The following is a 20984-nucleotide window of genomic DNA, read 5'->3' as shown; positions in this document are numbered from 1 at the left end:
CTGTGCTGTGGGCTTGGTCCTCACACACAATAGAATCGGGTTCGGACCCATATGCTGGTATCCCTAACAAGATGCATGCACGTTTTCTGGCATCAGCGGGACCTCCGAATACCGGACAATCGAGGGTTGACTGCCGCCGCCGCGGACGACGAAGTACTGCCGGTGTACGTTCTCGACACAGACCTGCTGGCAAACATCGGGAAGCGGCAAAAAGCGTTCCTGCTGGCTGGTGTCCGAGCGCTGAAACAGGCGTATCGGGACCACGGCGGTGATCTACTCGTCAGGAAGGGAAGCGCTGTCGAGGTGCTCTCAGATGTCGTCGACGAGTACGATGCCGACCGGGTGTACTACAATGAGCACTACCGGCCCGTGCGGCGGAATCGCCAGCGCCGCGTCGACGAGGCGCTCCCGACGAAATCGCTGACAGACCTCGTGCTCGTCGACCCGGCGGGGCTCGATAGCCAGTACGAGAACCACAGTCGCTTCTACGACGACTGGCAGGCCCACCACAAGCTACCGCCGGTCGGCAGTCCGGACTCGGGCTCACTCGTCGACGTGTCGGACTCGACGACGGCCCCGAGCATCGAGACGGAGCTCGACTTGCCGACGCCCGGCTACGAGGGTGCACGGCAGCGGTACGACGACTTCCTCACCGGTGGCATCGAGACGTACAACGATACCCGCGACGACATGCGGGCTGCCGTCGAGCGGCCGACCAGCGCCGTCTCGCGTATGTCGCCGTACCTCGCGGCGGGGATGATCGGCATCCGCGAGATGTGGCGGGACGCGTCCGACCGACATACAGAAGCCACTGGAGACGCCCAGCGGAACATCCAGAAGTACCGCTACGAACTCTCGTGGCGCGAACAGAGCTACCACCTACTGTACCACAATCCAACGCTGCTGTCGGAGAACTACAAGTCGTTCCCGAACCGTATCGAGTGGGAAAACGACGAGGACAACTTCGAGGCCTGGAAGCGCGGCGAGACGGGGTATCCACTCATCGACGCCGGGATGCGCCAGCTCGAACAGGAGGGGTACATCCACAACCGGCCGCGCCAGAACGTCGCGTCCTTCCTCACAAAGCATCTCCTCGTCGACTGGCGTGAGGGGGCGCGGCATTTCCGGAAGCGACTGGTCGACCACGACCCGGCTAACAACGCCGCCAGCTGGCAGTGGACGGCTTCGACCGGGACCGACTCCGTGGACGTGCGAATCTTCGACCCGGTCGCACAGATGAGCAAGTACGACAGCGGGGCGGACTACGTCACCGAGTACGTTCCGGAGCTTCGTGGCGTTCCGTCGACCAAGATCGTCGACTGGCCGACGCTCTCGGACGGCGAACGCGAGGAACTGGCCCCGGACTACTACCACCCAATCGTTGACCGGAACGCCGCCTACGAGCGCGCACAGCGCGTGTTCGAGACAGCGCTGGGGAAGCGGTAGTCGGTTCGAGCGCGTTCCTGACGCCGTTTTCAGTCCTTGTCGACCATCACTTCGCTGGCCTTGATTACCGCCGACACTTCGTCGCCTTCGGCAAGGTCGAGTCGGTCGGCGGACCCGCGTGTGATCGTTGACGTGACCGTCTCGCCGCCGTCCAGTTCGATGACGACCTCGGCCATCACTTCATCCATCGTCACTGAACGAATCGTCCCGCTGAGGTTGTTCCGGGCACTGAGTGCCATGCGAACTGGTTAGATATGAAACAGTAATACAGTTGTCATCCCGGGAAGTATGGCCGCGGGGCTGGCAGGCAGACAGCCGGTATGGTCATGATTCGGCCGTGAACAGCCATGCCGACACCGCGACGGTTCCGGTGACGCCCGTGAGCCAGATATCCGTACTCAGGTACAGCCCCGGGGTCGGCGGGTGGTACTGTGTCAGTGGCCACAGCACTTCGTACGACCGCCCAGAGGCCTTCAGCAGAAGTGCATCGGCAAACAGGTGACTAGCTGCCCCGAGAGACAGCAGGCCGAACACGCGCCGTCGGTCGGAGCGGTTCGCGATGACCGTCCCTACGAGGACGGCGACGAATGCGCCGCCGAGCGTGTGGACGCCCAGCCAGTCAAACGGAATATCCAGCGCCGCCTCGACGGCCGCAGCGTCCACGAGAATCTTGATCTTCGCCATATCCGGGATGAACGCGCCGGCCATCCCCACAGTGACGTACTCGCCGGTGAGCCAGTCATACCGGAGTGACAAGAGAGTACAGACGGTGAACGCGATGAAGGCGTGCGAGAGCAGGTCCGGCATCAGAAAAGTACCTCCCGTATCTTACCGAGACCCGTCTGTATCGGCCGGAGCCGGTGCTCTCGCCGGCAGAGCGCCCATGTCTGCCAGTCCAGCCGCCAGCCACAGATCAGCCGTCCGAGGGTCCACAGGCCGGCGATAGCGGAAACGAGATACATCGCCGTGTAGTTCATCGCTGGCACGCGCACGCTGTTCTCCGCCGTGATGGTTTGGTCCGGGCCAAGTGTTCCGTACACCTGCAGCGATTCGCCTTCGGCGACGGCTTTGTCGACGTTCCGGACGGTGATCGTGAGCGTGCCGCTGTGGTACTCGCTGTTGGCGGTATACTCGTACCCGACGGCGATCTTGACTGGCTCGGTCTTGGTCACCGTGCCGGTCACCTGAACGGACTCGCCGACGTACCTGTCGTAGTCCGCAGCCAGTGCGTCCTCCGCGGGATAATCGCCCATTTTGGGGGCCGGCGTGGCGGTGCCGAGTCCGACCATGAGTGCGAACAGCACGGCTAGCAATCCACAGATAGCTGCGACCCTGCCCACCCGCGAGTGAAGCATTCAAATTTCGATGCGGGCGGTGGGATATAAACTCTGATGCTTGGGACGAGCCGGTGTCGGTCGTGTGGCTACTCAGGCTTGCCGGGCAGGACATCCGGGTCGCCGGAGCGGTAGATGTACTCGACAGCGACGCCGGTCAGCGGCGAGTCGGCGGCCGTGGCGTAGGACTTCGCGAGATCGAGGTACTGTTCGGTCACGTCGACGACGCGCCGATAGGCGGCTTCGTCGTCGGGCGCGAGCAGGTACTCGGCGGTGACGGGCGTCAGTTGTCCCTCTGCTCGATCATCCTCGTAGTCGTCCACGTCGTCGAGCCACACCTGTGCACCGATGATGGCGAGGACGATGGCCTTCGCGAACTCGTCGTCGATGTCGAGGCCAGCGAGTCGGTAGAGATCGAGCATTCCGTCGTAGAGGACGCCCACGCGAGCGTACTGGGTCTTGCTGTAGGGGAGTTCCTTCTCTGTCTCGGTGAGGGTCGCTGGCTCCTCGTCGTACTCGGCGAACTTGTACGCCTCGCGGATATCGGTCAGGGCATCGGCGTCGCCGTCCTCGGCCGCGGTCATCAGCTCCCGGAAGTAGTCGTCGCGGTCCTGATGGGCCTCGCTGTAGTCGACGGCCCACTGATAGGCGTTCTCGACAACAGGCGGCATGTCCTCCAACAGGCCGTCGAGATGGGACTGCAGCGCGGACTGGGCGACCTCGGCGACGCGACGACGGTCAGCTTCGCTCACGTCAAAGTCGACCTCGAAATCTTCGAACTCGTCGTCGTTGATGGCGTCGCGCATGTCGCCATCGATGAGTGCCTCGATGGAGAGACGAGTCATCTGCTCGGCGCGGACGACCATCTCGCGGGGCGCAAGGTCCTGTGCCGGCCCCTTTTCCAGTGCCGTCTCGTCGACAGTCGGAACACCGTCGGCGATAGCGTCGATAACGGGGTCACCAGGTGCCTGCTGACGGGCGTTGCGGTAGATGTAGCCGAGCGTCAGCTGTGCAGGCAGGATGAGCTTCGTGTCATAGGAGAACTCGACTGGACGGCCGAACTCGTCTTCGAGGGCATCCTCGATGCGGTCGGTTACGTCGTCGACCATCGACTCTGTCCGCTCGTCGATCTCAGATTTCAACGAGAGGCTGCCGGCGTCGAACACACCGGTGTCCGCGTAGTATCCCAGCACTGCCCGTACTGCCGTGGGAAGCCGACGTCTGTCCGCGAGCACGCCCGCGCCTGTCTTGAGAACCATTGTATGTCGCCCCGGGTGTTCCCGTCATGGTAGTGGGGCCGTCTTTACCCTTTCGAGAACGCCCTCGGTGTATTCGGAAAGACTGATTACTGACAGGGAATACCCACAACCATGCGCGAGCGCTTTGACGTGGTAATAGCCGGAGCCGGCCCTGCCGGGGCGCAGTGTGCCCGTGATCTAGCGGAGCGAAACTACGAGGTGCTCGTTCTCGAAAGCGAGCCCGAAGACGGGTTCCCGCGTCAGAGCAACAAGTCTACCGCCGGGACGTTTATGTCGGCGATGACGGGCTTTGCGATTCCTGATGACGTGGTGATGAACTACACGGACGACGTCGTGCTTGAGTCCCCCAACGACCATTACGTCCGCAATCAGACCGGCGCAGTCTTGGAGTTCGCGGAGTTCAAACAGTGGCTCGTCTCTGAGGGCCGGGATAAGGGCGCGACCTACCGCTTTGACTCCCGCGTCTCGGCGCCGATCATGGAGAACGGTGAGATCGTCGGCGTCCGCTACGACGGCGACGAAGAGGTGTACGCGGACATCGTCATCGACGCCACCGGCCCTGCCGCGCCGCTGGCGAAGAAACTCGACGTGTGTAACCTCCAGCGGGACCACCAGGCCATCGGCGTCGAGTACGAGTTCGAGGGCGTGGAAGTCAACCACGACGACTACGCCGACCTCAGGGACGCGATGATGCTCCGCCTCGATCACGACCTCGCCCCGGGCGGCTACTCCTGGATTTTCCACACCGGTGAAGATACGGCGAAGGTCGGTCTCTGTTACATCCAGAACGGCTCCCACCAGAAGTACGCCAAAGACGGGATGGGGATCGACGACTATCTGGAGTACTGGCTCGATTCGGATCCCAGATTCGACGACGCCGAGCGAATCGAGGGCACACAGGCCCACCGCGGATCGGCCCACATCCAGCCACCCGATTCGATGAGCACGGACAACTTCATGGCTATCGGCGACACCGTCCCGACTGTCGACCCGTTGTGGGGAGAGGGGATACACAAAGGGATGAAATCGGCCCGCGCCGCAGCCGCGACAGCCGATTCGGCGCTCAAGCCCGACGAACCCGATACGTCGGCGGAGAACCTCTCTGTCTACGACCAGCTCTGGCACAGCGAGGTAGCCCCGAAACACAACGCCCGCCTGATGATGACGGAACTGCTGTATCTCGCCCCGAACGAGCGGTACGATCAGCTGATGGACGATCTCCGGAGTACCGGACAGGACACCCTCAGGCAGATCAACGGCGGCGACCGGCGGGCGATTGCGAAGCTCACCCATCTCTCTGACATGCCGATTCTCGTCGAATACGCGCGCCGTCGCCTCGATATCTGAGCACCATCGCGCGAAGTGCGGCAGGTTTTTTTCCGCCGGCCCGGAGTTTCAGATGATGGAAACCCCCGTTGGTGTGGTCGGTGACGACGCCCTCGCAGACGTGCTCCGAGACGCCGGCATAGCTGTTGAACGGGGTAGTGACGGTGCGGTTCCGGAAACTGACCGGGTCGTCGCCGTCGGCGAGGACGCCGTCGCCGCCGTGGCACGGGCCGAGGGTGACCCGCTCGTGTTACCGGTCGCGGCGGGTCGCGGCGTCCGGTCAGTGCCACGCGACGACGCCGTCGCCGCTGTGTCGGAACTTGCTGATGCCCGGATTGAGACGCATCCAGTCCTCCACGTGACAATGCCCGACGGGACGGTCGAACAGGCATTCTGGGACGTGACGCTCGTCACTGCTGACGCCGCCCGTATCTCCGAGTTCACTATTGCATCGACAGCTGACCGCATCGGACAGTTCCGGGCCGACGGTGTCGTAATTGCGACGGCTGCTGGCTCACCGGGCTACGCCCACCGTGTCGGCGGCCCGATACTGGCACCGTCAGACCAGGCAGTGGTAGCACCGATCGCGCCGTTTGCAACCGACCCGGATCACTGGGTGTTGCCTGTCGACGGACTCAGTGCCTCGATTGAGCGCGACGAGGCGACTGTCGAGTTACTTGTCGATGACCGGGTTTCGCGCCACGTCAGCTATCAGGAGCGTATCACGATCTCGCTCGGGTCATCCGTTCGGACTGCTGTCGTTGACGAGAGCCAGTCCAGATTCGAGTGAGATTGGAAAGACACTAATGGACGGTGGACAGAGCTTTGCATATGCAGCCATCCGTAACGTTCTTTGGGCCACTGGATACCATTCTGGGGAGCCCCACAGTCGGTGGTGCGTTCCTCATCGAATACATCATCTTCGGAGTGGTAATCGTCAACTTCCTCACACGGCAGCTCGCCCACAGAAGCCATGTCAAACAGTACGAAAACGATGGCGCGGATGCGGTCAGCCGCCACCCGGCACACACGTTCACCAACATCGCGCTGATCGTACTGTCGTTTTTCTACATGACGCTGCACCATCACGGCGGGATGGTCCTGTCGGTACTCGTCCTCGGCGCAGTCATCACCGACTTCTTTGAGTTCGAGTCCCGGAAAGTCGAGGCGCGCCGTGACATTCCGCTCGAACGGCCGAAGGGAGCCATCGTCGCCGCCCTCGTAGTGTTCATGTACGCGGGCTACCAGAGCCTGTTCTGGGTCATCAAGGGTCCCTGGAGCGCCATCATCTAAACACGGTTTCTCGTTCTCTCGTCTTCGAATCCCGATAATCCGATAGTCGCGCGTATAGATAGCCGACATGTGTGGTCGGCAAGTAATAACCACTTCAGAACCTCATATTTGAATAGTCCTGTGTTAGATTGGATTTCACACATCCACTTTTTCTCGATAACCTAGATCATTAGCCCAAGAATAGCCGAAATAATTTAATACCCACACTGCATTTGTGTCGGTGTAGACGAAGATGTCACACAGGACCCTCACAACGGCGCTGACACTGTATCGCGGGGAAACACTCACGCTCAAAGAGGCAGCGACGTACGGCGGGGTGTCACCAGCAAAATTCGCTACGGCACTTCGCTCGCGCGGCATTCAGGTGCGTGACGAAGACGGTGCGCCAGTCGACCAGACCCCGAACTGAGGGCGGCGTCGGTCCCGTAGAAAAGGCTACTGCGTACTTACGCCGACCGCTCGTTAAGATACGTCTGGAATTCACTGATCAGCGGGAGCACGACCCAGAAGGTCAGTGCGCCCAGCACCGCGAACCAGAAGAACGCGTCGCCCATGAACAGGGCGATCTGGTCGAACGTGGTCGGTTCCTCGATAGTAAGTTCGCCCGTGAGCTGTGCCCCCTCGAAACTCGGCGTGTTGTACCAGCCCTTGATGGTCATCCAACCCAGTCCGCCGACCATGAGGCACGCGAACCCCTTCATGAACTCGTCAGCCATTATCCGAACGTTAGGTAGCGTCGTCTTTAGACTTTCCCATTTCCTCGGTCCGGAACCGTGTCGAGAACGCATAGACGACTGTGCCAGCGAGGATGCACGCGATTCCGGCGATGCCGACCGGCACGTCGATCTCCGAGGCGGGCGCTGATGCCCGCTGTGTCGCCACGTCGACGAGAATGAATCCGGCGACAACGCTGGCGACCGCAAACAGCGTCGAAAACACTGTCACGGCCTTGTACACGCGCAGCGGCACCACGACGTCCCGCCGCTCCGAACCGTCTTCAGTCCCCGCTGACTGGTCCTCTGTCATCGCTACCACTACGGGCGGGAGCCACTTTACTGCGGCGAGATGCGGTCGCAGCGCTTGCGATAGCCACGAGCAGAGAACGTGAGAAACGGCGGAGAAATCGACCGATCAGATTACTTCGGCGGCCGCAGCCGATAGTAGCGACGGTTGAGGTCGAACATGTAGCCCTCGCGCATCGTCTTGAGCACCGCGTAGGTAATCGTCGCACTGATGATGGGGACGAGGAACGTCAGGTCGAACAGCAGGTGGGAGTCCATCGGGACGAGGTTCTTGATGGACAGCGCGGCGATAGTCAGGCTGAAGATGACACCGGACATCCCGACCGCAGCCCAGAACGGCTGCTCGACGGGACGTCGGGCGGACCCTTTGTTCAGGAAGGGGACGATGGCGACGAATCCGACAACCACGACGTTTGCCAGCACACCGTAGGTTCGGTCAGCCATGAGCTTCGAACCGCCGAGGATGCTCAACTCGGGGTTCAGCGGGCCGAGCTTGAGCAGGCCGAAGGACCAGTAGAGATACCAGTCCGGCAGGATAATCGCCGGCGTCACGCCGGAGTTAGCGGGGTTTGGCATCTCTGGCGGTAACGTCGCCGAGACGAACAGAATCATGCCCACGAAGAAAGACGTCAGCGCGATGTTGCGCATCATCTCGTGGGGCCAGGCCGGGAACGCGAGCACGTCACGCTCGACATAGTCCGACTGCTGGCGAAGGTCCTGGTCCTCGCGGCGCGCCCGCTCGAAGTACTCGTAGGTCAGCCGGGAGAGCCCCTGGGTCCGCTCCTTTCGCTCGGACCATGCGGGAGTCTCGTCGTCCGGCGAGACGATGCCGGTGCCGGAACCGTCCGTGCGAACGTCGTCTGTGTCGTTGTCGCTCATAGTATTAGTGTGGCTCAGCGATCCCCTGCATCCAGACGATGCCGATGTGGACCGCGATGATGGCAGTCGTGATGAACGGCAGGAAGAACACGTGCAGGATGTACATCCGTTGTAGCGTGGCCTGCGATAGCGTGAACCCGCCGAACATCAGCTGTGCGACCCACTCACCGATAAGTGGGATGGAGAGGGACATCTCGACGCCGATCTGACCGGCCCAGAACGAGAGCTGGCTCCACGGCAGCAGGTAGCCGGTGTATCCGAACACCAGCGTCAGCGAAATCAAGACGATTCCGATGAGCCAGTTCAGCTCGCGCGGCTCCTTGTATGCCCCGGTGAAGTACACGCGGAGCATGTGGAGGAACACGGCGGCAACCATGATCTGCGCGGCCCAGCGGTGGACCGAGCGCAGGAAGTAGCCGAGGTTGAGCTGGCCCATGATGAGCATCACCGAATCGTACGCGACTGTCGGCGACCCGTCAGCAGCCGCGGCGGCCGGTGCGTAGTAGAAGCCCAGCAGCGCGCCTGATATCGCAGCAACGATGTACGCAACTGTCGAGAACGACCCGAGTGCGTACAGTGGGTACCAGTACCAGAACTTGTTGTCGAGGTTGTACTGTTCCGTGTGGCTCTTCGGCATCTGCATGTTGACCTTGTAGTAGAGATCTTCGAGGATCTCCAGATAGTCAACGACGCGCAGCCGTCGGTCGAGCCAGATAAGCACGGTCAGGTACACCGATTCTACCGGCGTCAGCTCGCGCGATTCCATCCAGCCTTTGTGGTCGTGTTCGTCTTTGCGTTCGAGACTCATTGATTACTCCGTTTTTGGTGGGCGTGGCAGCGCCACGAACGTCGATTGCACGGGGCTGAACGGGTCATACACGGACTGGTGGCACTGACAGTAGATGTCGTTGGCCGCGCCGAAGTTGGCGCTCCCGCTCTGCGTTTTGAACCCTGGCACGCAACAGAAGTGCGTGCATTTGTTCAGCCAGGCGATGAAGCCCTGGTCAGTCGCCTCGGAGACGAACGACTGGACGCTTCCGGGAAGGTCCGCGTACTCGCCCTCGCCATTGGCCATCTTCTCGACTTTGGCTGACCTGATTATCTGCACCGGAGCGCCGTTCTTTCCATCGCTGTTGGTCCGCCAGACGACACTTGCGGGCTTCCCGACACCGGAGTCGCCGATGCCGTTGCCCCAGTCCTTGTAATCCTCGAACATATCGACCGTGAGCGGTTTGCCGGACTCGTACTCTCCCTGCCAAGAGAAGGTCCCTGTGGAATTGAGGAACGTGTTGTTCCGGTCTGATTGTGGGTAGATAGCTGCAGTACTCTGGATACCGCAGTACTGGAACCACTGTGAGGAGTAGTCGATACCGCTCCCGCCGAAGTCCGTCTCGACAGCTGCGCCGGCGTCCTCGTCGTACTCCGGCCAGTGGCCGCTGATCTCGCCACCGTCGATCTCGATAGGGATGATCGGCATCCCTCGCGGAGCCGGTCCACCGGTATTTTCGACAGCGACGAACGGGGTCGTTCCGCCACCTTCGCCGGCGGCGTCCGTCGTCGCGTCGACGGCTGCCGCGCCACCGACGCCAACGCCGGAGAGTGCAGCGCTTCCGACGACGCCTTTTACGAAGCGACGACGGCCTGTTTCGGCCGGGTATTTGTCTTCATCAAGTGGCATGTTATTTCTTGTAGTATGGGTACACTGCGCGTTTGAATGTCTCTGCGAACTTGTCGCCATCTGCAACCGTCGTTCCGTCGACGTCTTCCTGACGGATGTAGAGGTCTTCCCACTTGCGACGGCGCTTCTTGACGATCATCACGTCGGGGAGGAACTCCTTGCGGTACAGCAGCATGATGAACGACAGGTCGATGAAAATCGCCGTCAACACGCCGCCCATGAACATGTTGGCCTCGATGAGGCGGACTGTCAACGTCGTCCCGATACCGGACGCCCACCCGGCAATCATGCCGTAGGTGAAGAGTCCGACGAGGCCGACCTGAATAATCGTCAGGAGCACGATGCCGACAGCCGCTGCCGTGCTCTCGCGTGGCGGTTCGTACCGGTGAATATCACCGTATGTGGAGCCTTCGGATGCCATCAGTTGTTCCCTCCGCTAGTGTGGGGCGACTCGCCGTACTTCAGTTGGAAGAACGTGTAAATCAGCGGAATGATGACCGCGAGTCCAGCGCCGAACCCGACGTAGTGTGGCTGAATCGGGACGCCGGCTTCGTGAGGGTTGACTTCGACCGGGCCGCCGCCACCGATTGTCTGCGTCGGGTACTCCTCGCCGACGACAATCGCTCCCTTCATCCCGAGCCCTTCGTGGGGAACGCAGATGTACGGGTAGATACCATCCTCTTCGAAGGTGTGCTCGTAGTTGACGCCAGCACTGGAAGTCGTACTCCCGGAGTCCAGTGGGCCGTCGCCGTCCGAGACGACGTTGTGGCCGCCGCCGTTGCCTGTCCACTCCCATTGGACGGTTGCGCCGTTGTCCACGTGGACGGCTGGCGGACCGAACCCGTACGCGCTGCCGTTGGCCTGCACGCCGACCTCGACAGTTACTGTGTCCTGCCCGGTCGCGTCGACGGTCGACCCGTCGAAGTTCCCGACTTGGTCCAGGAAACCGCCGTAGTCCGGGACGGTTTCGCCACCGCCACCGCCTTCCTCCTGTGCGGCGGCTGCGCCGGTGGCACTGAGGGTCGCCGCGGCACCGGCGGCCCCCCCTGCTGTCCGGACGAACTCCCGTCTATTCATATACACTCTGGAATCAGGACTGAGTTTGTATAAACCCACCGAATACCACCCGCAGGAACCGTCATTACCCGGCTTCGTCAGTCTCAGTCGCCCCGTCTTCAGACCCCGAATTCTGTGGGTCAAGCTCCGGAACGAACTCCGGCCGTTCGCCGTCCTCAAGTCCGATAGCCCGGAGTCTGTCCCGGTATTCTTCGGCGCGGAACGTATCCGAGAGTCTCGCGTTTGCGACGGTGAAAAAGAGGACGAGCGATACACCGATGAAGGCAGCGCCGGCCACGACCAGAAGTGCAATACTGGTTCCCCTGTTGCCGATGACGCCAGCGGTCGCGAGCACTGCGCCCCCGAGCAAGGCAATCCCGGCCAGAAACTGCGCCCCAGCAATCGCCTGTAACATCCAGTTTCCGAGTTCGCCGCCACCCTCGGGAACTGACTCCGGTTCGGGAAGGGGCCTATCAGGCACGTTCTCGGGCACGTCGTAGGAATCCATCGAACACAGCGCGACCGTGGGCTTCACGTCACGCATGACGGTTCCTTCTCCTTCGAGGCTTCCGTCTGGGTAGACGACCGCGTAGCCTTCGTCGGAGTACGCGAGTACGCGTGGCGGGTCCCGATGACGTTCGATGCGGGCGAACACGTCTCGGTTTGCAACGCGGTTCCGAAGGTCCCGCGTGACCCGGTCGAGGAGTTCGTCGCCGGTGATCCATGACTCCTCGTCGAAGGCAACGTCCCACTCCTCGGCGGTCATCTCGGCCATGTCCGCCGGACCGAAGTTGTCGAAGTCGTACTTTTCTTCGACCTGCTTCCGGAGCGCCTCCGTATCAAGCTCCTCGCCCGACTCGCCGTCATCGGCTTCCTCAGTGCCGTCGTCAGCAGCCCCGTGTTCGCCGGGCTCAGTTTCGGCAGTTACCGCGTCCGCAGGGGTGTTCCCGCGCTCGTCCTCCGTGGGAGACGTCGAGTCCGGGTCGGCCATTGCTCGGGTGTAGGGACCGCGACGGCTTACAAGTTCTGACCTTCGGCATCCGGCAGTCTTTAGCGAGCACTGTCCCTAGGTCGGCCCATGGTGTCGGACGGCCTCGTGGCCACAGTCGTGTTACTGTCGGTGAGCCTCAGCCTCCCCTGTTTCCTGTACGGCGCGTACTACATCATCGAGACGGAGCCAGTCACCTGGGACGTGCTGATACATCACCTGAAGTTCGTCACAACAGGGCTGGTGTTGACCACCGTCCCGATGGTGTTCTGGATGGTCCCACGGCTCCCAGACCAGCTCGGTGGCCTATCCGCAGTCCACGCGATGCTCGGCCTCCAAGCGTACGCGCTGCTTGCCTTCGGCGGGACGGGTATCGTCCGGATCTTCCGGGCGAAGCGGGAACACGACCTCTACAACGAGTACGACGAAGACCTGTTGCTGGACGAAATCGGCGACGAGACGTTCAGCCACTGGCGCTCGCGACTCCGCATCGGCGTGTTCGGATACGTCATCTTCTGGGTGCTGGCGTATCTAGTCGGCGTCGCTCGGTACGCCCTCCGGTACGTGGCGTGAGCGCTGTCGATAGCGGTCCTGATTCTCGGTTTCTGCGAACAGACTAGATGTTTCATTAGCATTGCATGTTCATCGCTAGCTGTGGTTCCAATGTACGAACACATTCTCTTTCCGACGGACGGTAGTGACGGAGCAGCAGCCGCGCTAGAACATGCATGCAATCTCACCGAAACGCACAACGCGACGTTACACATCATGACTGTCCTCGATACGTCGTCGCCGCATATCGGCATGACCGCCGCCGGTCCGGAGGGAGCAACGACCGGCATGACTGCGGAGGAACACGACGAATCGGAGCCGGGGATGGTCGGCGAAGAGCACAACATCGACTCATCGCTACAGGAGCGCGCGCAGGCCATCGTCGGCTCGGCGGCAGACGAGGCCGACGGAGCCGATACCGTCACCGCTATCGAACGCGGCCCCCCACACAGCGCGATCCTTGACTACGCCGACGAGAACGACATCGACCTCATCGTCATGGGGACTCACGGTCGGACGGGCATCGAGCGGTATCTGCTCGGCAGCGTCGCGGAAAAAGTCGTTCGGACGTCGGACGTGCCCGTGCTCACTGCACGCCTCGGTGACGACGAAGACTGAGCCGCTCGGTGCGGGGCTACCACGCCTCGCCGCTGGCGAGGTCGACGTCGCTGTCTCCTTTCTCGGAGGGACAGATGTCCGCGAGCACGCACGCCTCGCAGTCGGCCGACCGCGCACCGCACACGGCTCGCCCGTGGTCGATGAGCAGGTGGGTAAACTGTTGCCACTCGCCTTCTGGCACCACGTCCAGCAGATCCTGCTCGATAGCCTCCGGGCGCTCTTTGTCAGTAAGCCCCAGCCGCCGCGAGAGCCGCTGGACGTGCGTGTCGACGACGATGCCTTCGACGATGTCGTGGCCGTGCTGGAGGACGACGTTCGCCGTCTTGCGGCCCACGCCCGGGAGATCGGTCAGCGCCGACATCGTGTCAGGCACCTCGCCGTCGTGTTCCTCGATCAGAATTTCACCGATGCCCTGGAGGTAGCCGCCCTTGTTGTTGTGGAAGGTGATGCCGTAGATGTCCTCGGCGAGTTCCTCCTCGGTGGCTTCGGCGTAGTCCTCGGCGCTCTGGTATTTCTCGAACAGGTCCGCCGTGACTTCGTTGACTCGCTCGTCAGTACACTGCGCCGAGAGGACGACGGCAATCAACAGTTCCAGACGGTTGCTGTAGTTCAGTGAAATCGCCGAGTCGGGGTATTCCTCGTGCAGTCGGTCGACGACCTCCGTTGCCTGTTCCTCGCGTGACTCCAGCGGCGTTCCCATACCGCAGGACAGTACTGAGTTCCCTTTTCCGTGTCGTTTTCTACTGCCCAGCATTTGCATGGTATCCCCTCACAGACTACGACAACAGCCTTGTGTCAGTTGCGAGTGGTTTCACCTATGTCAGGACCAGTGTTCATCCACGGCGAACGGGTGACACTCCACCCGCAGCAAGCAACCGATAGCGACCTGTTACAGCGGCTCTTAAATGAGCCGCAGGTCCGGCACAATATCGGTTTCAGCGAGCCGCTTTCCGGACCTGCCGCCGAAGACCTCGATAACCGCGATGCTGACACGCACTTCGTCGTCTGTGTGGACGACGAGCCAGTGGGGACGTGCATGCTTCACGAGGACCACCATCCGTGGGGATTCGGTGTGCTCGGGTACTCGATCTGTCCGGACCACTGGGGCAACGGCTACGCGACCGATGCCGTCGACTGTCTCGCACAGTATGCGTTTCAGGAACTGCGACTGAACAAACTCGGCGCGGACTGCTACGCCACCAACCCGGCCTCCGCACGTGTGCTGGAAAAAGTCGGATTCCAGCAGGAAGGGCGACGCCGTGACCACGCCTTCGTCGACGGCGAGTACGTCGATCTACTGGAGTACGGCCTGCTGGCTGACGAGTGGAATCCATGAACCTCTTTCACACACCTACCGAAGCTTCTTTCAGTACCCCCTCGTCGACTTGTGTATGCCCGGACCAGCATTCCTCCGGGGCGAAACAGTAACGCTCCGAACGGTCGAAGACGAAGATGTTGAGTTCCTGCAAGAGACTATCAACGACCCGGATGTCAGACACGGCCTCTCGGCCACAGAGCCGATATCCGAACAGGCCGAACGCGAGTGGGTCGAATCCGTCGCCAGCGGCGAAACTGGTGACGTGCATCTACTCATCTGTGTCGACGGCAAGGCGGTCGGTATCGTTGGGCTGAACGACGTCACAGACCGGATTGGGATGGCCGAACTCGGCTACTGGCTCACGCCGGATGCGTGGGGCAACGGCTACGCGACCGACGCCGCCCGGACGCTCACCGAGTACGCGTTTCAGGAACGCCGGTTCCATCGTGTGTACGCGAAGGTCTTCGCCGGCAACGAAGGCTCCCAGCGCGTGCTCGAAAAGACGGGGTTCCAGCGAGAGGGGACATTCCGGGACCACTGGTTCCGCGACGGCCGCTACGAAGACGTACACATCTACGGTCTGCTAGAGGACGAACTGGACCGCGGTGAGTAGCTACAACTCGGCGAGACCACGTAGAACTTCGTCGAGGGGTGGCGCGGTCCCGTCGGTCTCGTCGAACACGGTCGCCGCCCGAACCCGACATCGCTGGTCGACGACGAACGCCGCTCGGTGGACGCTGCCGTCCTGTTTTCTGACGCCGAACTGCGTTGCGACGCCGTGGGTGTCGGCCAGTAACGGGTATGGAAGCGACAGCGCCGCTGCGAGCGACCGGCAGTCGTCAATATCTGCCGGGAGAACACCAAGGACAGCCACGGCATCCGATACGCTCACCCAGTCTGCGTCGGCCAGTGCACTGAGGACGGCCTGCGACTCGGGGCTGTCGCCGGGAACGAACGCCACGACCGCCGGCGCGCGGTTCGTGGCAGCCGACAGCCGATAGGCACCGACACCCCCGTCAGCGGTCCCTTGTAGGTCGAAATCCGGGGCAGGGTCACCGGGAGAGAGCATACTGAGCGAACGGGGGAGCGGGACAAAAGTCCCGCGGCCCAGACAGGCGACTGCTTCCTGTGCGGGTACGCCGGCAACGGAATCAGAGTGAGGCTAGCAGTCGTTGTCCGGGGGCATCTCGTAGCATTTGCTCCCCCGAGCCGGAGACGTTTCAGTCGCAAAGAAGCTTTATAAGCCGTCCGACCAACCACCGTCGTATGGGAATGGAGAATCTGCCACAGGAGATTACAGCCCTCGTGGGTCGCGAGGTGTATTCGAAAAACGGCGTGTTCGTCGGCGAAGTCGAAGACCTTCGGCTGGAGCTCGACCGCAAGGAAGTGACAGGGCTGGCACTCCACCAGCTTAACACAGAACTATTTGACGAAGAAGTGAACGCGTCGCGAGGCGTCATCATTCCGTACCGGTGGGTTCAGGCTGTCGGCGATATCGTCATCGTCAGCGATATCGTCGAACGGCTCCGCCAGCCCGAGGCCGGCGACGAAGAAGAAGAAGTCCCCGCCTAGTTTCCGTTCGAACTCTCGCTACTGGAACTGTCGACGCCCATCGCTTCGAACAGTTTCCGTTTGACCGCTTCTTCAGTGAGTTCCAGCAGTGTATCTCTGTTGTCGTCGCTCGTATCGAGGCCGGTGAAGATGCCAAGCGGTATCTCGACGCTGGCATCGGTGGAGTGGCCCGCTGTCTCGCCCATCCCGCCAAACGCGTCCGACAGCACCTTGCCGATGTTCATCCGGATGTCCTTCGAACGGGCAGCGAGGTAGATGGTGTCGTCAGCGATGGCGAACACGGCTGTCGTCGTAATCCCCTCCAGATTGAGGAGGTGCTGGGCTGCCTGCGCTAGCGCGTCGCGATCCCGGATGAACCCGGCGTTGGAGACGAGGTGGCTCCCCTGAACCTCGCGGTTCCGGATCGCCTCGGCGAGCACGTCAAGCGTTTCCGGACTCATCGACGGCGATTCGACCTGTTCAAGCGTATCGTGGTCGGCGAACGGGTACAGATACGCCGCGGCGGTCAGGTCTGCCGGCGTCGTGTCCCGTTTGAAATCCAGCGTCTCGGCACGGATGCCGTACAGCAGCGCCGTGGCGACGCTCTGGTCGAGATTGAGATCGAGTTCCTGAATGTACTTCGTTAGAATCGTCGACGTGGCCGAGATGTTGGGCCGGATATCGGAGAAGGCGGCGTCGTGTTCCAGTTCGTGTTCGTGCTCGTAGTGATCGACGACGATATCGACCGAGTCGATAGCCGGTTCGCCGCCCTTGGCAACGTCCACCAGCGCGAACGTGTCGTACTCGTCGAGGTCGACATCCTCGTTCGAAGTCAGTTCGATGCCGAGGAGATTGACGAACGCACGGTTCTCCTGGTGCCCGATCTCGCCCTCGTAGATGATATCTGCTTCTACGTCACGGCTCGCAGCGATGGCCCGCAATGCGGCCGCCGAGGCGATGGAATCGGGGTCCGGCGACCGGTGGATGAGTATCGCCATGCGTTCCTCGGTCCCGTCGATGACGTCTCCGAGCTGGGAAGCCTTGTACTCCAGTTCACCAGTTTCCAGCGCTCGAAGTGCCGAATCCGCGATGACCGCGGAGGGATTGATAACCACGTCCGCACCGAGTTCCGTGAGGTCGTCGGCGGACACCGGGTCGTCGGCGCGGGCGACGATGAACTGCTCGCCGCCGGACTCGCGGATGTTCTGCACCGCTTCGGCGTTGGCGTTCACGTCCGGAGACATGATGAGAACCACGTCGCGGTCGGCAACCGTCTGGGCAACGTCAGTCTCGCAGATGTCTGCCTGCTGTGCGTTGAGGTCTTGGTCACGGAGCGCCTCCACTCGCCCCTCGTCCGCGTCGAGGATGAGGACGTCTTTCCCCTCCTCGACGAGTTCTTCCGCCACGGCGTGGCCAACACTCCCACACCCGAGGATGGCGTAGGTCGACATAGAGGCCATCGTGATGCCGCTGGCTGTACTCATTAGTGTCTATATCGCTTGGCGTCAAGCCTCTTTAATGCCAGCTATTTCACCAACAGCTGGGAACGCTCTCCTGACAGGGTGGTCTGAGAAGCCGTCAAACGTCGTCCAGAACGGTCACAGTCGCGCCTGCCGGCTCTCGTGCAGAGGTCCAATTGCCGCTAGCCGACTATTGTGTGCACGAAACGTGAGACCGACCGACACGAGGCGTCCGAATGAAAACCTATTTTACCGGGCCGTCCAGAGAAATGAGTGCACTGGGCCGGTAGCTCAGTCTGGCAGAGCGACGGCCTCTTAAGCCGTCGGTCGAGGGTTCAAATCCCTTCCGGCCCGTTTTCCTGCGAACGACAATGGGCAGTGAAAACGTTCGACGGATTTGAATCAGGGAGGTCGCGCGGAGCGAAGCGAGCACGTCCGACCGTGGTTCAAATCCCTTCCGGCCCGTATTCTTGCGCCGCGAACAAAAAACCGTGGGCGGCCCGAATCCGATATCTTTCTGATCCGCCTGGTGGGCAACTCAGCCGTCCAGCTGTTTTCGCATCTTGACGTGTGGGATGCCGGCTTCCTCGAATTCGTCGCTGACAGTCTCATAGCCGAGTTGCTGGTAAAACGGCTCGACGTGAGTCTGTGCGTGGAGTTTGAGTTCGGTTGCGCCATCGTCACGAGCGGCATCTTCGACGGCCCGCATCAACGCCGCGCCGACGCCATCCCCTCGATAGGGCTCACGGACCGCGACTCGCTCGACCTTGCCGACCGTGGGCTCGGGGAACCGGAGCCGAGCAGTCCCAACGGGAGACTCGTCGTCACGGGCCAGAAACTGAACGGCTTCCAAGTCGTTTCCATCGAGTTCCTCATCCTCGGAGACGCCTTGTTCCTCGACGAACACTGCTTTTCGAACGGCGGTTGCCGCGTCTCGGAACGCATCCCAGGAACCGACATCGACTTCCACGTTGCTCATGACCGTCGCTTCGAGCGGGTCCCCTGTATGTGCTGTCACTGAGAATCGCCGAAACCATCAACACAGACCCGGGTGTAGCGGGCATGCATGACGTACGACTACGCTCGCGACCACGAGCACGAACTGTCGGCGGAGTATCTGTACGCCTCTGATGCGGAGGTTCTGGGAATCTACGACTCCGATGATACTCTACAGGTCGACGTGGCGGTCATCTGCCCCGAGTGCAGCGAGACACTCCGTCTGGAGGCGACCGTCGACAAAGTCACTTCGTCCGGAACGGAACTGCCGCTGGACGAAGACTACTACGACTGACCGGCGATCCCGAAATGATTTTTCCGCGGCGCGAGTACAGTGGGCCGCTATGTCCGACTTCGATACGTTCGAGTGTGCGAGCTGTGGTGAGTCGTTCAAAGCGTATCCCGACGCGAATGCAGCACAGAAAGAGGCGTGCAGTCCGGCCTGCGAAACTGACTTATAATCGGCTGCGGCTTTCTGCGTCCACTCCGGTTGTCAGCGTTAGCTGTCGGGGCTGTAGTTGGGCGCTTCGTCGGTAATCATTACGTCGTGTGGATGGCTCTCCTGCTGTCCCGCGGCGGACACCCGCACGAACTCGGCGCGCTGCTTGAACTCGGGAATCGTCTCGGCCCCGACGTAGCCCATCCCGGACTGCATCCCGCCGACGAGCTGGTGGAGTTCGGAGGCCAGCGAGCCTTTATACGGCGTCGCGGCTTCAACGCCCTCAGGGACGAATTCCTCACCCTCCTCGTCGTCCTTGAGGTAGCGCTCGCCGCCGCCCTCGTTCATCGCGCCGACGCTGCCCATCCCGCGGTACTGCTTGTACTTCTTGCCGTTCATCGTGATGACACGGCCCGGAGCCTCGTCTGTCCCGGCGAAGTAGGAACCGAGCATCACCGCGTCCGCACCCGCGGCGATAGCCTTGATGGCGTCGCCGGAGTAGCGGATACCGCCGTCGGCGATGACCGGCACGTCGTGCTGGCTTGCCACGTCGGCGACCTGCGCGACGGCGGTGATCTGTGGCATGCCGGCACCGGTGACCACACGGGTGGTACAGATGGAGCCGGGACCGATGCCGACCTTGACGCCGTCGGCGAAGTCGACGACGGCTTCGGCGGCTTCTCGGGTCCCGATGTTGCCGACGACGACGTCGGCGTCTACTTCGGCCTTGATTTTGCGGGCGCTCTCGATGACGTTCGCGTTGTGGGCGTGCGCACAGTCGATGAACAGGATATCCGCACCGGCCTCGTCCGCGACCTGTGCGCGGTCCATCTCGAAGGGACCGACGGCGGCACCACAGCGGAGCGAGCCGTCGTCCGCGCGGGCGGCCTGGTCGTACTCGCGGCGCTGGAGGATGCCCTGCATCGTGACCAGCCCGACGAGTCGGTTCTCGTCGTCGACGATGGGGACGCGCTCGATCTTGTGGTCGTACATCAATTCTAGCGCTTCCCGTGGCGTCACGTCTTCGGGGGCGGTGACGACTTCGTCGGTCATCGCATCCGTGACGGCGTCGTCCTCACCGACCTCCAGATACGGCCGGATGTCCGTCCCGGAGATGATGCCCAGCACTTCGTCGTTGTCGTCACCGACAACCGGTGCGCCGGAGACACCTTCGCGTTCCATCATCTCGTCGACCTCGCGAACGGTCTGGTTCGGGCTGGCCGTCACGACGTCGCGAATAATGAGTTCGTCGGCGCGTTTGACCCGCTCGATCTCTGTCGCCATCTGGTCGGCGTTCATGTTGCGGTGGAGGACGCCGATACCACCCTGCCGCGCCATCGCGATCGCCATGTCGCTCTCGGTAACAGTGTCCATCGCCGCGGAGACAACAGGGACGGTCAGTTCGACCGACTTCGAAACCCGTGTTGTGGTATCTGCTTCGTCTGGTTCGACGCGGGACTCCTTGGGTCTGAGGAGCACGTCGTCGAACGTCAGCGCCTCCGGCACTCGGAGCTTCTCTGAGAAAGGCTCGGAATCGTTCGCCATGTAAATCGTCCACGACGGCCCGGCAAAAACGTTGCGAGACTCGGTGCTACGTGGGGTTCGATGCCACACCTGTCTCCAGCAACCCCTTCCAGAAATCCACCATCGATCTCTCATTTGTCACGCCCTGGTCCCGAAGGTGAGACATTCGTCCACAAACAGCGGGCCATTCCGGAAAAGCGGTGGCGTATGTGCGCAGTTCTCACGCAACGGTTATGTGCGAATGA

General features: G+C 61.8%; 28 protein-coding genes and 1 tRNA gene. 12 read left to right on the top strand and 17 right to left on the bottom strand.

The annotated features are described in order from the left end of the window. The first annotated feature begins 75 nt into the window (after positions 1–75). Entirely contained in the window at positions 76–1446 is a 1371-nt protein-coding gene (locus C443_RS05865; RefSeq protein ID WP_005534647.1) for a cryptochrome/photolyase family protein, read from the top strand. Positions 1447–1475: 29 nt separating this feature from the next. On the opposite strand, the gene C443_RS05860 is transcribed toward C443_RS05865, so the two are convergent. From C443_RS05860 to C443_RS05845, 4 genes are all read right to left on the bottom strand, one after another. Further along, positions 1476–1685, bottom strand: coding sequence for a TOBE domain-containing protein (locus C443_RS05860; protein WP_005534645.1), 210 nt, complete (start codon positions 1683–1685; stop codon positions 1476–1478). 85 nt (positions 1686–1770) lie between these two features. Beyond that, positions 1771–2253 carry a metal-dependent hydrolase gene (locus C443_RS05855; protein ID WP_005534644.1) on the bottom strand — a complete coding sequence of 161 codons (483 nt, stop codon included), beginning with the start codon at positions 2251–2253 and terminating at the stop codon, positions 1771–1773. Then, positions 2253–2801, bottom strand: coding sequence for a hypothetical protein (locus tag C443_RS05850; protein ID WP_049943922.1), 549 nt, complete (start codon positions 2799–2801; stop codon positions 2253–2255). The genes C443_RS05855 and C443_RS05850 overlap by 1 nt, the downstream gene beginning before the upstream one ends. Positions 2802–2869: 68 nt before the next feature. Next, positions 2870–4039, bottom strand: coding sequence for a hypothetical protein (locus C443_RS05845; RefSeq protein ID WP_005534640.1), 1170 nt, complete (start codon positions 4037–4039; stop codon positions 2870–2872). 111 nt (positions 4040–4150) lie between these two features. Here C443_RS05845 and C443_RS05840 point away from each other — a divergent pair, with 111 nt between their 5' ends. The 4 genes from C443_RS05840 to C443_RS21610 all read left to right on the top strand — a co-directional run bounded on the left by C443_RS05840 (position 4151) and on the right by C443_RS21610 (position 7067). Continuing rightward, positions 4151–5386 (top strand): digeranylgeranylglycerophospholipid reductase, encoded by a 1236-nt coding sequence (locus tag C443_RS05840; protein WP_005534639.1) that lies wholly within the window; start codon positions 4151–4153, stop codon positions 5384–5386. A gap of 55 nt (positions 5387–5441) precedes the next feature. Continuing rightward, on the top strand, positions 5442–6155 hold the full coding sequence (locus C443_RS05835; RefSeq protein ID WP_049943921.1) for an NAD(+)/NADH kinase: 714 nt from the start codon (positions 5442–5444) through the stop codon (positions 6153–6155). Positions 6156–6196: 41 nt separating this feature from the next. Next, entirely contained in the window at positions 6197–6658 is a 462-nt protein-coding gene (locus C443_RS05830; protein WP_005534636.1) for a DUF7313 family protein, read from the top strand. A gap of 232 nt (positions 6659–6890) precedes the next feature. Then, positions 6891–7067, top strand: coding sequence for a DUF7317 family protein (locus C443_RS21610; RefSeq protein ID WP_005534634.1), 177 nt, complete (start codon positions 6891–6893; stop codon positions 7065–7067). 37 nt (positions 7068–7104) lie between these two features. Here C443_RS21610 and C443_RS05825 read toward each other — a convergent pair whose 3' ends face one another. From C443_RS05825 to C443_RS05790, 8 genes are all read right to left on the bottom strand, one after another. Continuing rightward, positions 7105–7374, bottom strand: coding sequence for a DUF7314 family protein (locus tag C443_RS05825; RefSeq protein WP_005534632.1), 270 nt, complete (start codon positions 7372–7374; stop codon positions 7105–7107). A 10-nt stretch (positions 7375–7384) separates the two neighbouring features. After that, positions 7385–7684 carry a DUF7315 family membrane protein gene (locus C443_RS05820; protein WP_005534631.1) on the bottom strand — a complete coding sequence of 100 codons (300 nt, stop codon included), beginning with the start codon at positions 7682–7684 and terminating at the stop codon, positions 7385–7387. Between the two features lie 110 nt (positions 7685–7794). Then, positions 7795–8559: a cytochrome bc complex cytochrome b subunit gene (locus tag C443_RS05815; RefSeq protein WP_005534630.1), complete on the bottom strand. Its 765-nt coding sequence runs from the start codon at positions 8557–8559 to the stop codon at positions 7795–7797. A 4-nt stretch (positions 8560–8563) separates the two neighbouring features. Then, positions 8564–9367: a cytochrome b gene (locus tag C443_RS05810; RefSeq protein ID WP_005534629.1), complete on the bottom strand. Its 804-nt coding sequence runs from the start codon at positions 9365–9367 to the stop codon at positions 8564–8566. 3 nt (positions 9368–9370) lie between these two features. Then, a complete protein-coding gene (locus tag C443_RS05805; RefSeq protein ID WP_005534628.1) occupies positions 9371–10237 on the bottom strand; it encodes a hypothetical protein in 867 nt (288 codons plus the stop codon). A 1-nt stretch (position 10238) separates the two neighbouring features. Next, positions 10239–10658 carry a DUF7318 family protein gene (locus C443_RS05800; RefSeq protein WP_005534627.1) on the bottom strand — a complete coding sequence of 140 codons (420 nt, stop codon included), beginning with the start codon at positions 10656–10658 and terminating at the stop codon, positions 10239–10241. Continuing rightward, a complete protein-coding gene (locus C443_RS05795; protein ID WP_005534626.1) occupies positions 10658–11314 on the bottom strand; it encodes a halocyanin domain-containing protein in 657 nt (218 codons plus the stop codon). The genes C443_RS05800 and C443_RS05795 overlap by 1 nt, the downstream gene beginning before the upstream one ends. 64 nt (positions 11315–11378) lie before the next feature. Further along, positions 11379–12284: a DUF7319 domain-containing protein gene (locus C443_RS05790; protein ID WP_005534625.1), complete on the bottom strand. Its 906-nt coding sequence runs from the start codon at positions 12282–12284 to the stop codon at positions 11379–11381. Positions 12285–12371: 87 nt separating this feature from the next. On the opposite strand from C443_RS05790, the gene C443_RS05785 reads away from it, so the two are divergent. Together C443_RS05785 and C443_RS05780 are read left to right on the top strand one after the other, a co-directional pair. Continuing rightward, the gene (locus C443_RS05785; RefSeq protein ID WP_005534624.1) at positions 12372–12854 is read left to right on the top strand and encodes a DUF7321 family protein; all 483 of its coding nucleotides are present in this window, start codon (positions 12372–12374) and stop codon (positions 12852–12854) included. Between the two features lie 90 nt (positions 12855–12944). Next, positions 12945–13451: a universal stress protein gene (locus tag C443_RS05780; RefSeq protein ID WP_005534623.1), complete on the top strand. Its 507-nt coding sequence runs from the start codon at positions 12945–12947 to the stop codon at positions 13449–13451. Between the two features lie 16 nt (positions 13452–13467). Here C443_RS05780 and nth read toward each other — a convergent pair whose 3' ends face one another. Further along, positions 13468–14151, bottom strand: coding sequence for an endonuclease III (gene nth / locus C443_RS05775; protein ID WP_005534622.1), 684 nt, complete (start codon positions 14149–14151; stop codon positions 13468–13470). Between the two features lie 117 nt (positions 14152–14268). Here nth and C443_RS05770 point away from each other — a divergent pair, with 117 nt between their 5' ends. Together C443_RS05770 and C443_RS05765 are read left to right on the top strand one after the other, a co-directional pair. After that, positions 14269–14787 carry a GNAT family N-acetyltransferase gene (locus C443_RS05770; RefSeq protein WP_005534620.1) on the top strand — a complete coding sequence of 173 codons (519 nt, stop codon included), beginning with the start codon at positions 14269–14271 and terminating at the stop codon, positions 14785–14787. A 55-nt stretch (positions 14788–14842) separates the two neighbouring features. Then, a complete protein-coding gene (locus C443_RS05765; RefSeq protein ID WP_005534618.1) occupies positions 14843–15382 on the top strand; it encodes a GNAT family N-acetyltransferase in 540 nt (179 codons plus the stop codon). On the opposite strand, the gene C443_RS05760 is transcribed toward C443_RS05765, so the two are convergent. Beyond that, positions 15383–15838, bottom strand: coding sequence for a redoxin domain-containing protein (locus C443_RS05760; protein ID WP_005534617.1), 456 nt, complete (start codon positions 15836–15838; stop codon positions 15383–15385). Positions 15839–16041: 203 nt separating this feature from the next. On the opposite strand from C443_RS05760, the gene C443_RS05755 reads away from it, so the two are divergent. Beyond that, on the top strand, positions 16042–16341 hold the full coding sequence (locus tag C443_RS05755; RefSeq protein WP_005534615.1) for a PRC-barrel domain-containing protein: 300 nt from the start codon (positions 16042–16044) through the stop codon (positions 16339–16341). Here C443_RS05755 and C443_RS05750 read toward each other — a convergent pair. Next, positions 16338–17804: a DHH family phosphoesterase gene (locus C443_RS05750; protein ID WP_005534613.1), complete on the bottom strand. Its 1467-nt coding sequence runs from the start codon at positions 17802–17804 to the stop codon at positions 16338–16340. The genes C443_RS05755 and C443_RS05750 overlap by 4 nt on opposite strands. A 256-nt stretch (positions 17805–18060) precedes the next feature. On the opposite strand from C443_RS05750, the gene C443_RS05745 reads away from it, so the two are divergent. Then, positions 18061–18134 (top strand) — tRNA-Lys (locus C443_RS05745). A 184-nt stretch (positions 18135–18318) separates the two neighbouring features. On the opposite strand, the gene C443_RS05740 is transcribed toward C443_RS05745, so the two are convergent. After that, positions 18319–18759: a GNAT family N-acetyltransferase gene (locus C443_RS05740; protein WP_049943920.1), complete on the bottom strand. Its 441-nt coding sequence runs from the start codon at positions 18757–18759 to the stop codon at positions 18319–18321. Positions 18760–18846: 87 nt separating this feature from the next. Between C443_RS05740 and C443_RS05735 the strand changes: the two genes are divergently transcribed. After that, positions 18847–19071 (top strand): hypothetical protein, encoded by a 225-nt coding sequence (locus C443_RS05735; RefSeq protein WP_005534610.1) that lies wholly within the window; start codon positions 18847–18849, stop codon positions 19069–19071. A 204-nt stretch (positions 19072–19275) separates the two neighbouring features. Here the strand turns inward: C443_RS05735 and guaB are convergent, their stop codons facing one another. Then, positions 19276–20760 (bottom strand): IMP dehydrogenase, encoded by a 1485-nt coding sequence (gene guaB, locus C443_RS05730; protein WP_005534606.1) that lies wholly within the window; start codon positions 20758–20760, stop codon positions 19276–19278. Between the last annotated feature and the right edge of the window lie 224 nt (positions 20761–20984).

Origin of the sequence: Haloarcula argentinensis DSM 12282, from assembly GCA_000336895.1 — an archaeon.
Taxonomy (GTDB): domain Archaea; phylum Halobacteriota; class Halobacteria; order Halobacteriales; family Haloarculaceae; genus Haloarcula; species Haloarcula argentinensis.
Note: the sequence above shows the minus strand (reverse complement) of the source record. Positions and strands in the feature narration are given on the sequence as shown.

What these genes read in the sequence shown, in the direction of transcription:
- C443_RS05865 (WP_005534647.1), top strand. Translation starts at nt 76, where the DNA reads ATGCACGTTTTCTGGCATCAGCGGGACCTCCGAATACCGGACAATCGA.
- C443_RS05860 (WP_005534645.1), bottom strand. Translation starts at nt 1,685, where the DNA reads ATGGCACTCAGTGCCCGGAACAACCTCAGCGGGACGATTCGTTCAGTG.
- C443_RS05855 (WP_005534644.1), bottom strand. Translation starts at nt 2,253, where the DNA reads ATGCCGGACCTGCTCTCGCACGCCTTCATCGCGTTCACCGTCTGTACT.
- C443_RS05850 (WP_049943922.1), bottom strand. Translation starts at nt 2,801, where the DNA reads ATGCTTCACTCGCGGGTGGGCAGGGTCGCAGCTATCTGTGGATTGCTA.
- C443_RS05845 (WP_005534640.1), bottom strand. Translation starts at nt 4,039, where the DNA reads ATGGTTCTCAAGACAGGCGCGGGCGTGCTCGCGGACAGACGTCGGCTT.
- C443_RS05840 (WP_005534639.1), top strand. Translation starts at nt 4,151, where the DNA reads ATGCGCGAGCGCTTTGACGTGGTAATAGCCGGAGCCGGCCCTGCCGGG.
- C443_RS05835 (WP_049943921.1), top strand. Translation starts at nt 5,442, where the DNA reads ATGGAAACCCCCGTTGGTGTGGTCGGTGACGACGCCCTCGCAGACGTG.
- C443_RS05830 (WP_005534636.1), top strand. Translation starts at nt 6,197, where the DNA reads ATGCAGCCATCCGTAACGTTCTTTGGGCCACTGGATACCATTCTGGGG.
- C443_RS21610 (WP_005534634.1), top strand. Translation starts at nt 6,891, where the DNA reads ATGTCACACAGGACCCTCACAACGGCGCTGACACTGTATCGCGGGGAA.
- C443_RS05825 (WP_005534632.1), bottom strand. Translation starts at nt 7,374, where the DNA reads ATGGCTGACGAGTTCATGAAGGGGTTCGCGTGCCTCATGGTCGGCGGA.
- C443_RS05820 (WP_005534631.1), bottom strand. Translation starts at nt 7,684, where the DNA reads ATGACAGAGGACCAGTCAGCGGGGACTGAAGACGGTTCGGAGCGGCGG.
- C443_RS05815 (WP_005534630.1), bottom strand. Translation starts at nt 8,559, where the DNA reads ATGAGCGACAACGACACAGACGACGTTCGCACGGACGGTTCCGGCACC.
- C443_RS05810 (WP_005534629.1), bottom strand. Translation starts at nt 9,367, where the DNA reads ATGAGTCTCGAACGCAAAGACGAACACGACCACAAAGGCTGGATGGAA.
- C443_RS05805 (WP_005534628.1), bottom strand. Translation starts at nt 10,237, where the DNA reads ATGCCACTTGATGAAGACAAATACCCGGCCGAAACAGGCCGTCGTCGC.
- C443_RS05800 (WP_005534627.1), bottom strand. Translation starts at nt 10,658, where the DNA reads ATGGCATCCGAAGGCTCCACATACGGTGATATTCACCGGTACGAACCG.
- C443_RS05795 (WP_005534626.1), bottom strand. Translation starts at nt 11,314, where the DNA reads ATGAATAGACGGGAGTTCGTCCGGACAGCAGGGGGGGCCGCCGGTGCC.
- C443_RS05790 (WP_005534625.1), bottom strand. Translation starts at nt 12,284, where the DNA reads ATGGCCGACCCGGACTCGACGTCTCCCACGGAGGACGAGCGCGGGAAC.
- C443_RS05785 (WP_005534624.1), top strand. Translation starts at nt 12,372, where the DNA reads ATGGTGTCGGACGGCCTCGTGGCCACAGTCGTGTTACTGTCGGTGAGC.
- C443_RS05780 (WP_005534623.1), top strand. Translation starts at nt 12,945, where the DNA reads ATGTACGAACACATTCTCTTTCCGACGGACGGTAGTGACGGAGCAGCA.
- nth (WP_005534622.1), bottom strand. Translation starts at nt 14,151, where the DNA reads ATGGGAACGCCGCTGGAGTCACGCGAGGAACAGGCAACGGAGGTCGTC.
- C443_RS05770 (WP_005534620.1), top strand. Translation starts at nt 14,269, where the DNA reads ATGTCAGGACCAGTGTTCATCCACGGCGAACGGGTGACACTCCACCCG.
- C443_RS05765 (WP_005534618.1), top strand. Translation starts at nt 14,843, where the DNA reads ATGCCCGGACCAGCATTCCTCCGGGGCGAAACAGTAACGCTCCGAACG.
- C443_RS05760 (WP_005534617.1), bottom strand. Translation starts at nt 15,838, where the DNA reads ATGCTCTCTCCCGGTGACCCTGCCCCGGATTTCGACCTACAAGGGACC.
- C443_RS05755 (WP_005534615.1), top strand. Translation starts at nt 16,042, where the DNA reads ATGGAGAATCTGCCACAGGAGATTACAGCCCTCGTGGGTCGCGAGGTG.
- C443_RS05750 (WP_005534613.1), bottom strand. Translation starts at nt 17,804, where the DNA reads ATGAGTACAGCCAGCGGCATCACGATGGCCTCTATGTCGACCTACGCC.
- C443_RS05740 (WP_049943920.1), bottom strand. Translation starts at nt 18,759, where the DNA reads ATGAGCAACGTGGAAGTCGATGTCGGTTCCTGGGATGCGTTCCGAGAC.
- C443_RS05735 (WP_005534610.1), top strand. Translation starts at nt 18,847, where the DNA reads ATGACGTACGACTACGCTCGCGACCACGAGCACGAACTGTCGGCGGAG.
- guaB (WP_005534606.1), bottom strand. Translation starts at nt 20,760, where the DNA reads ATGGCGAACGATTCCGAGCCTTTCTCAGAGAAGCTCCGAGTGCCGGAG.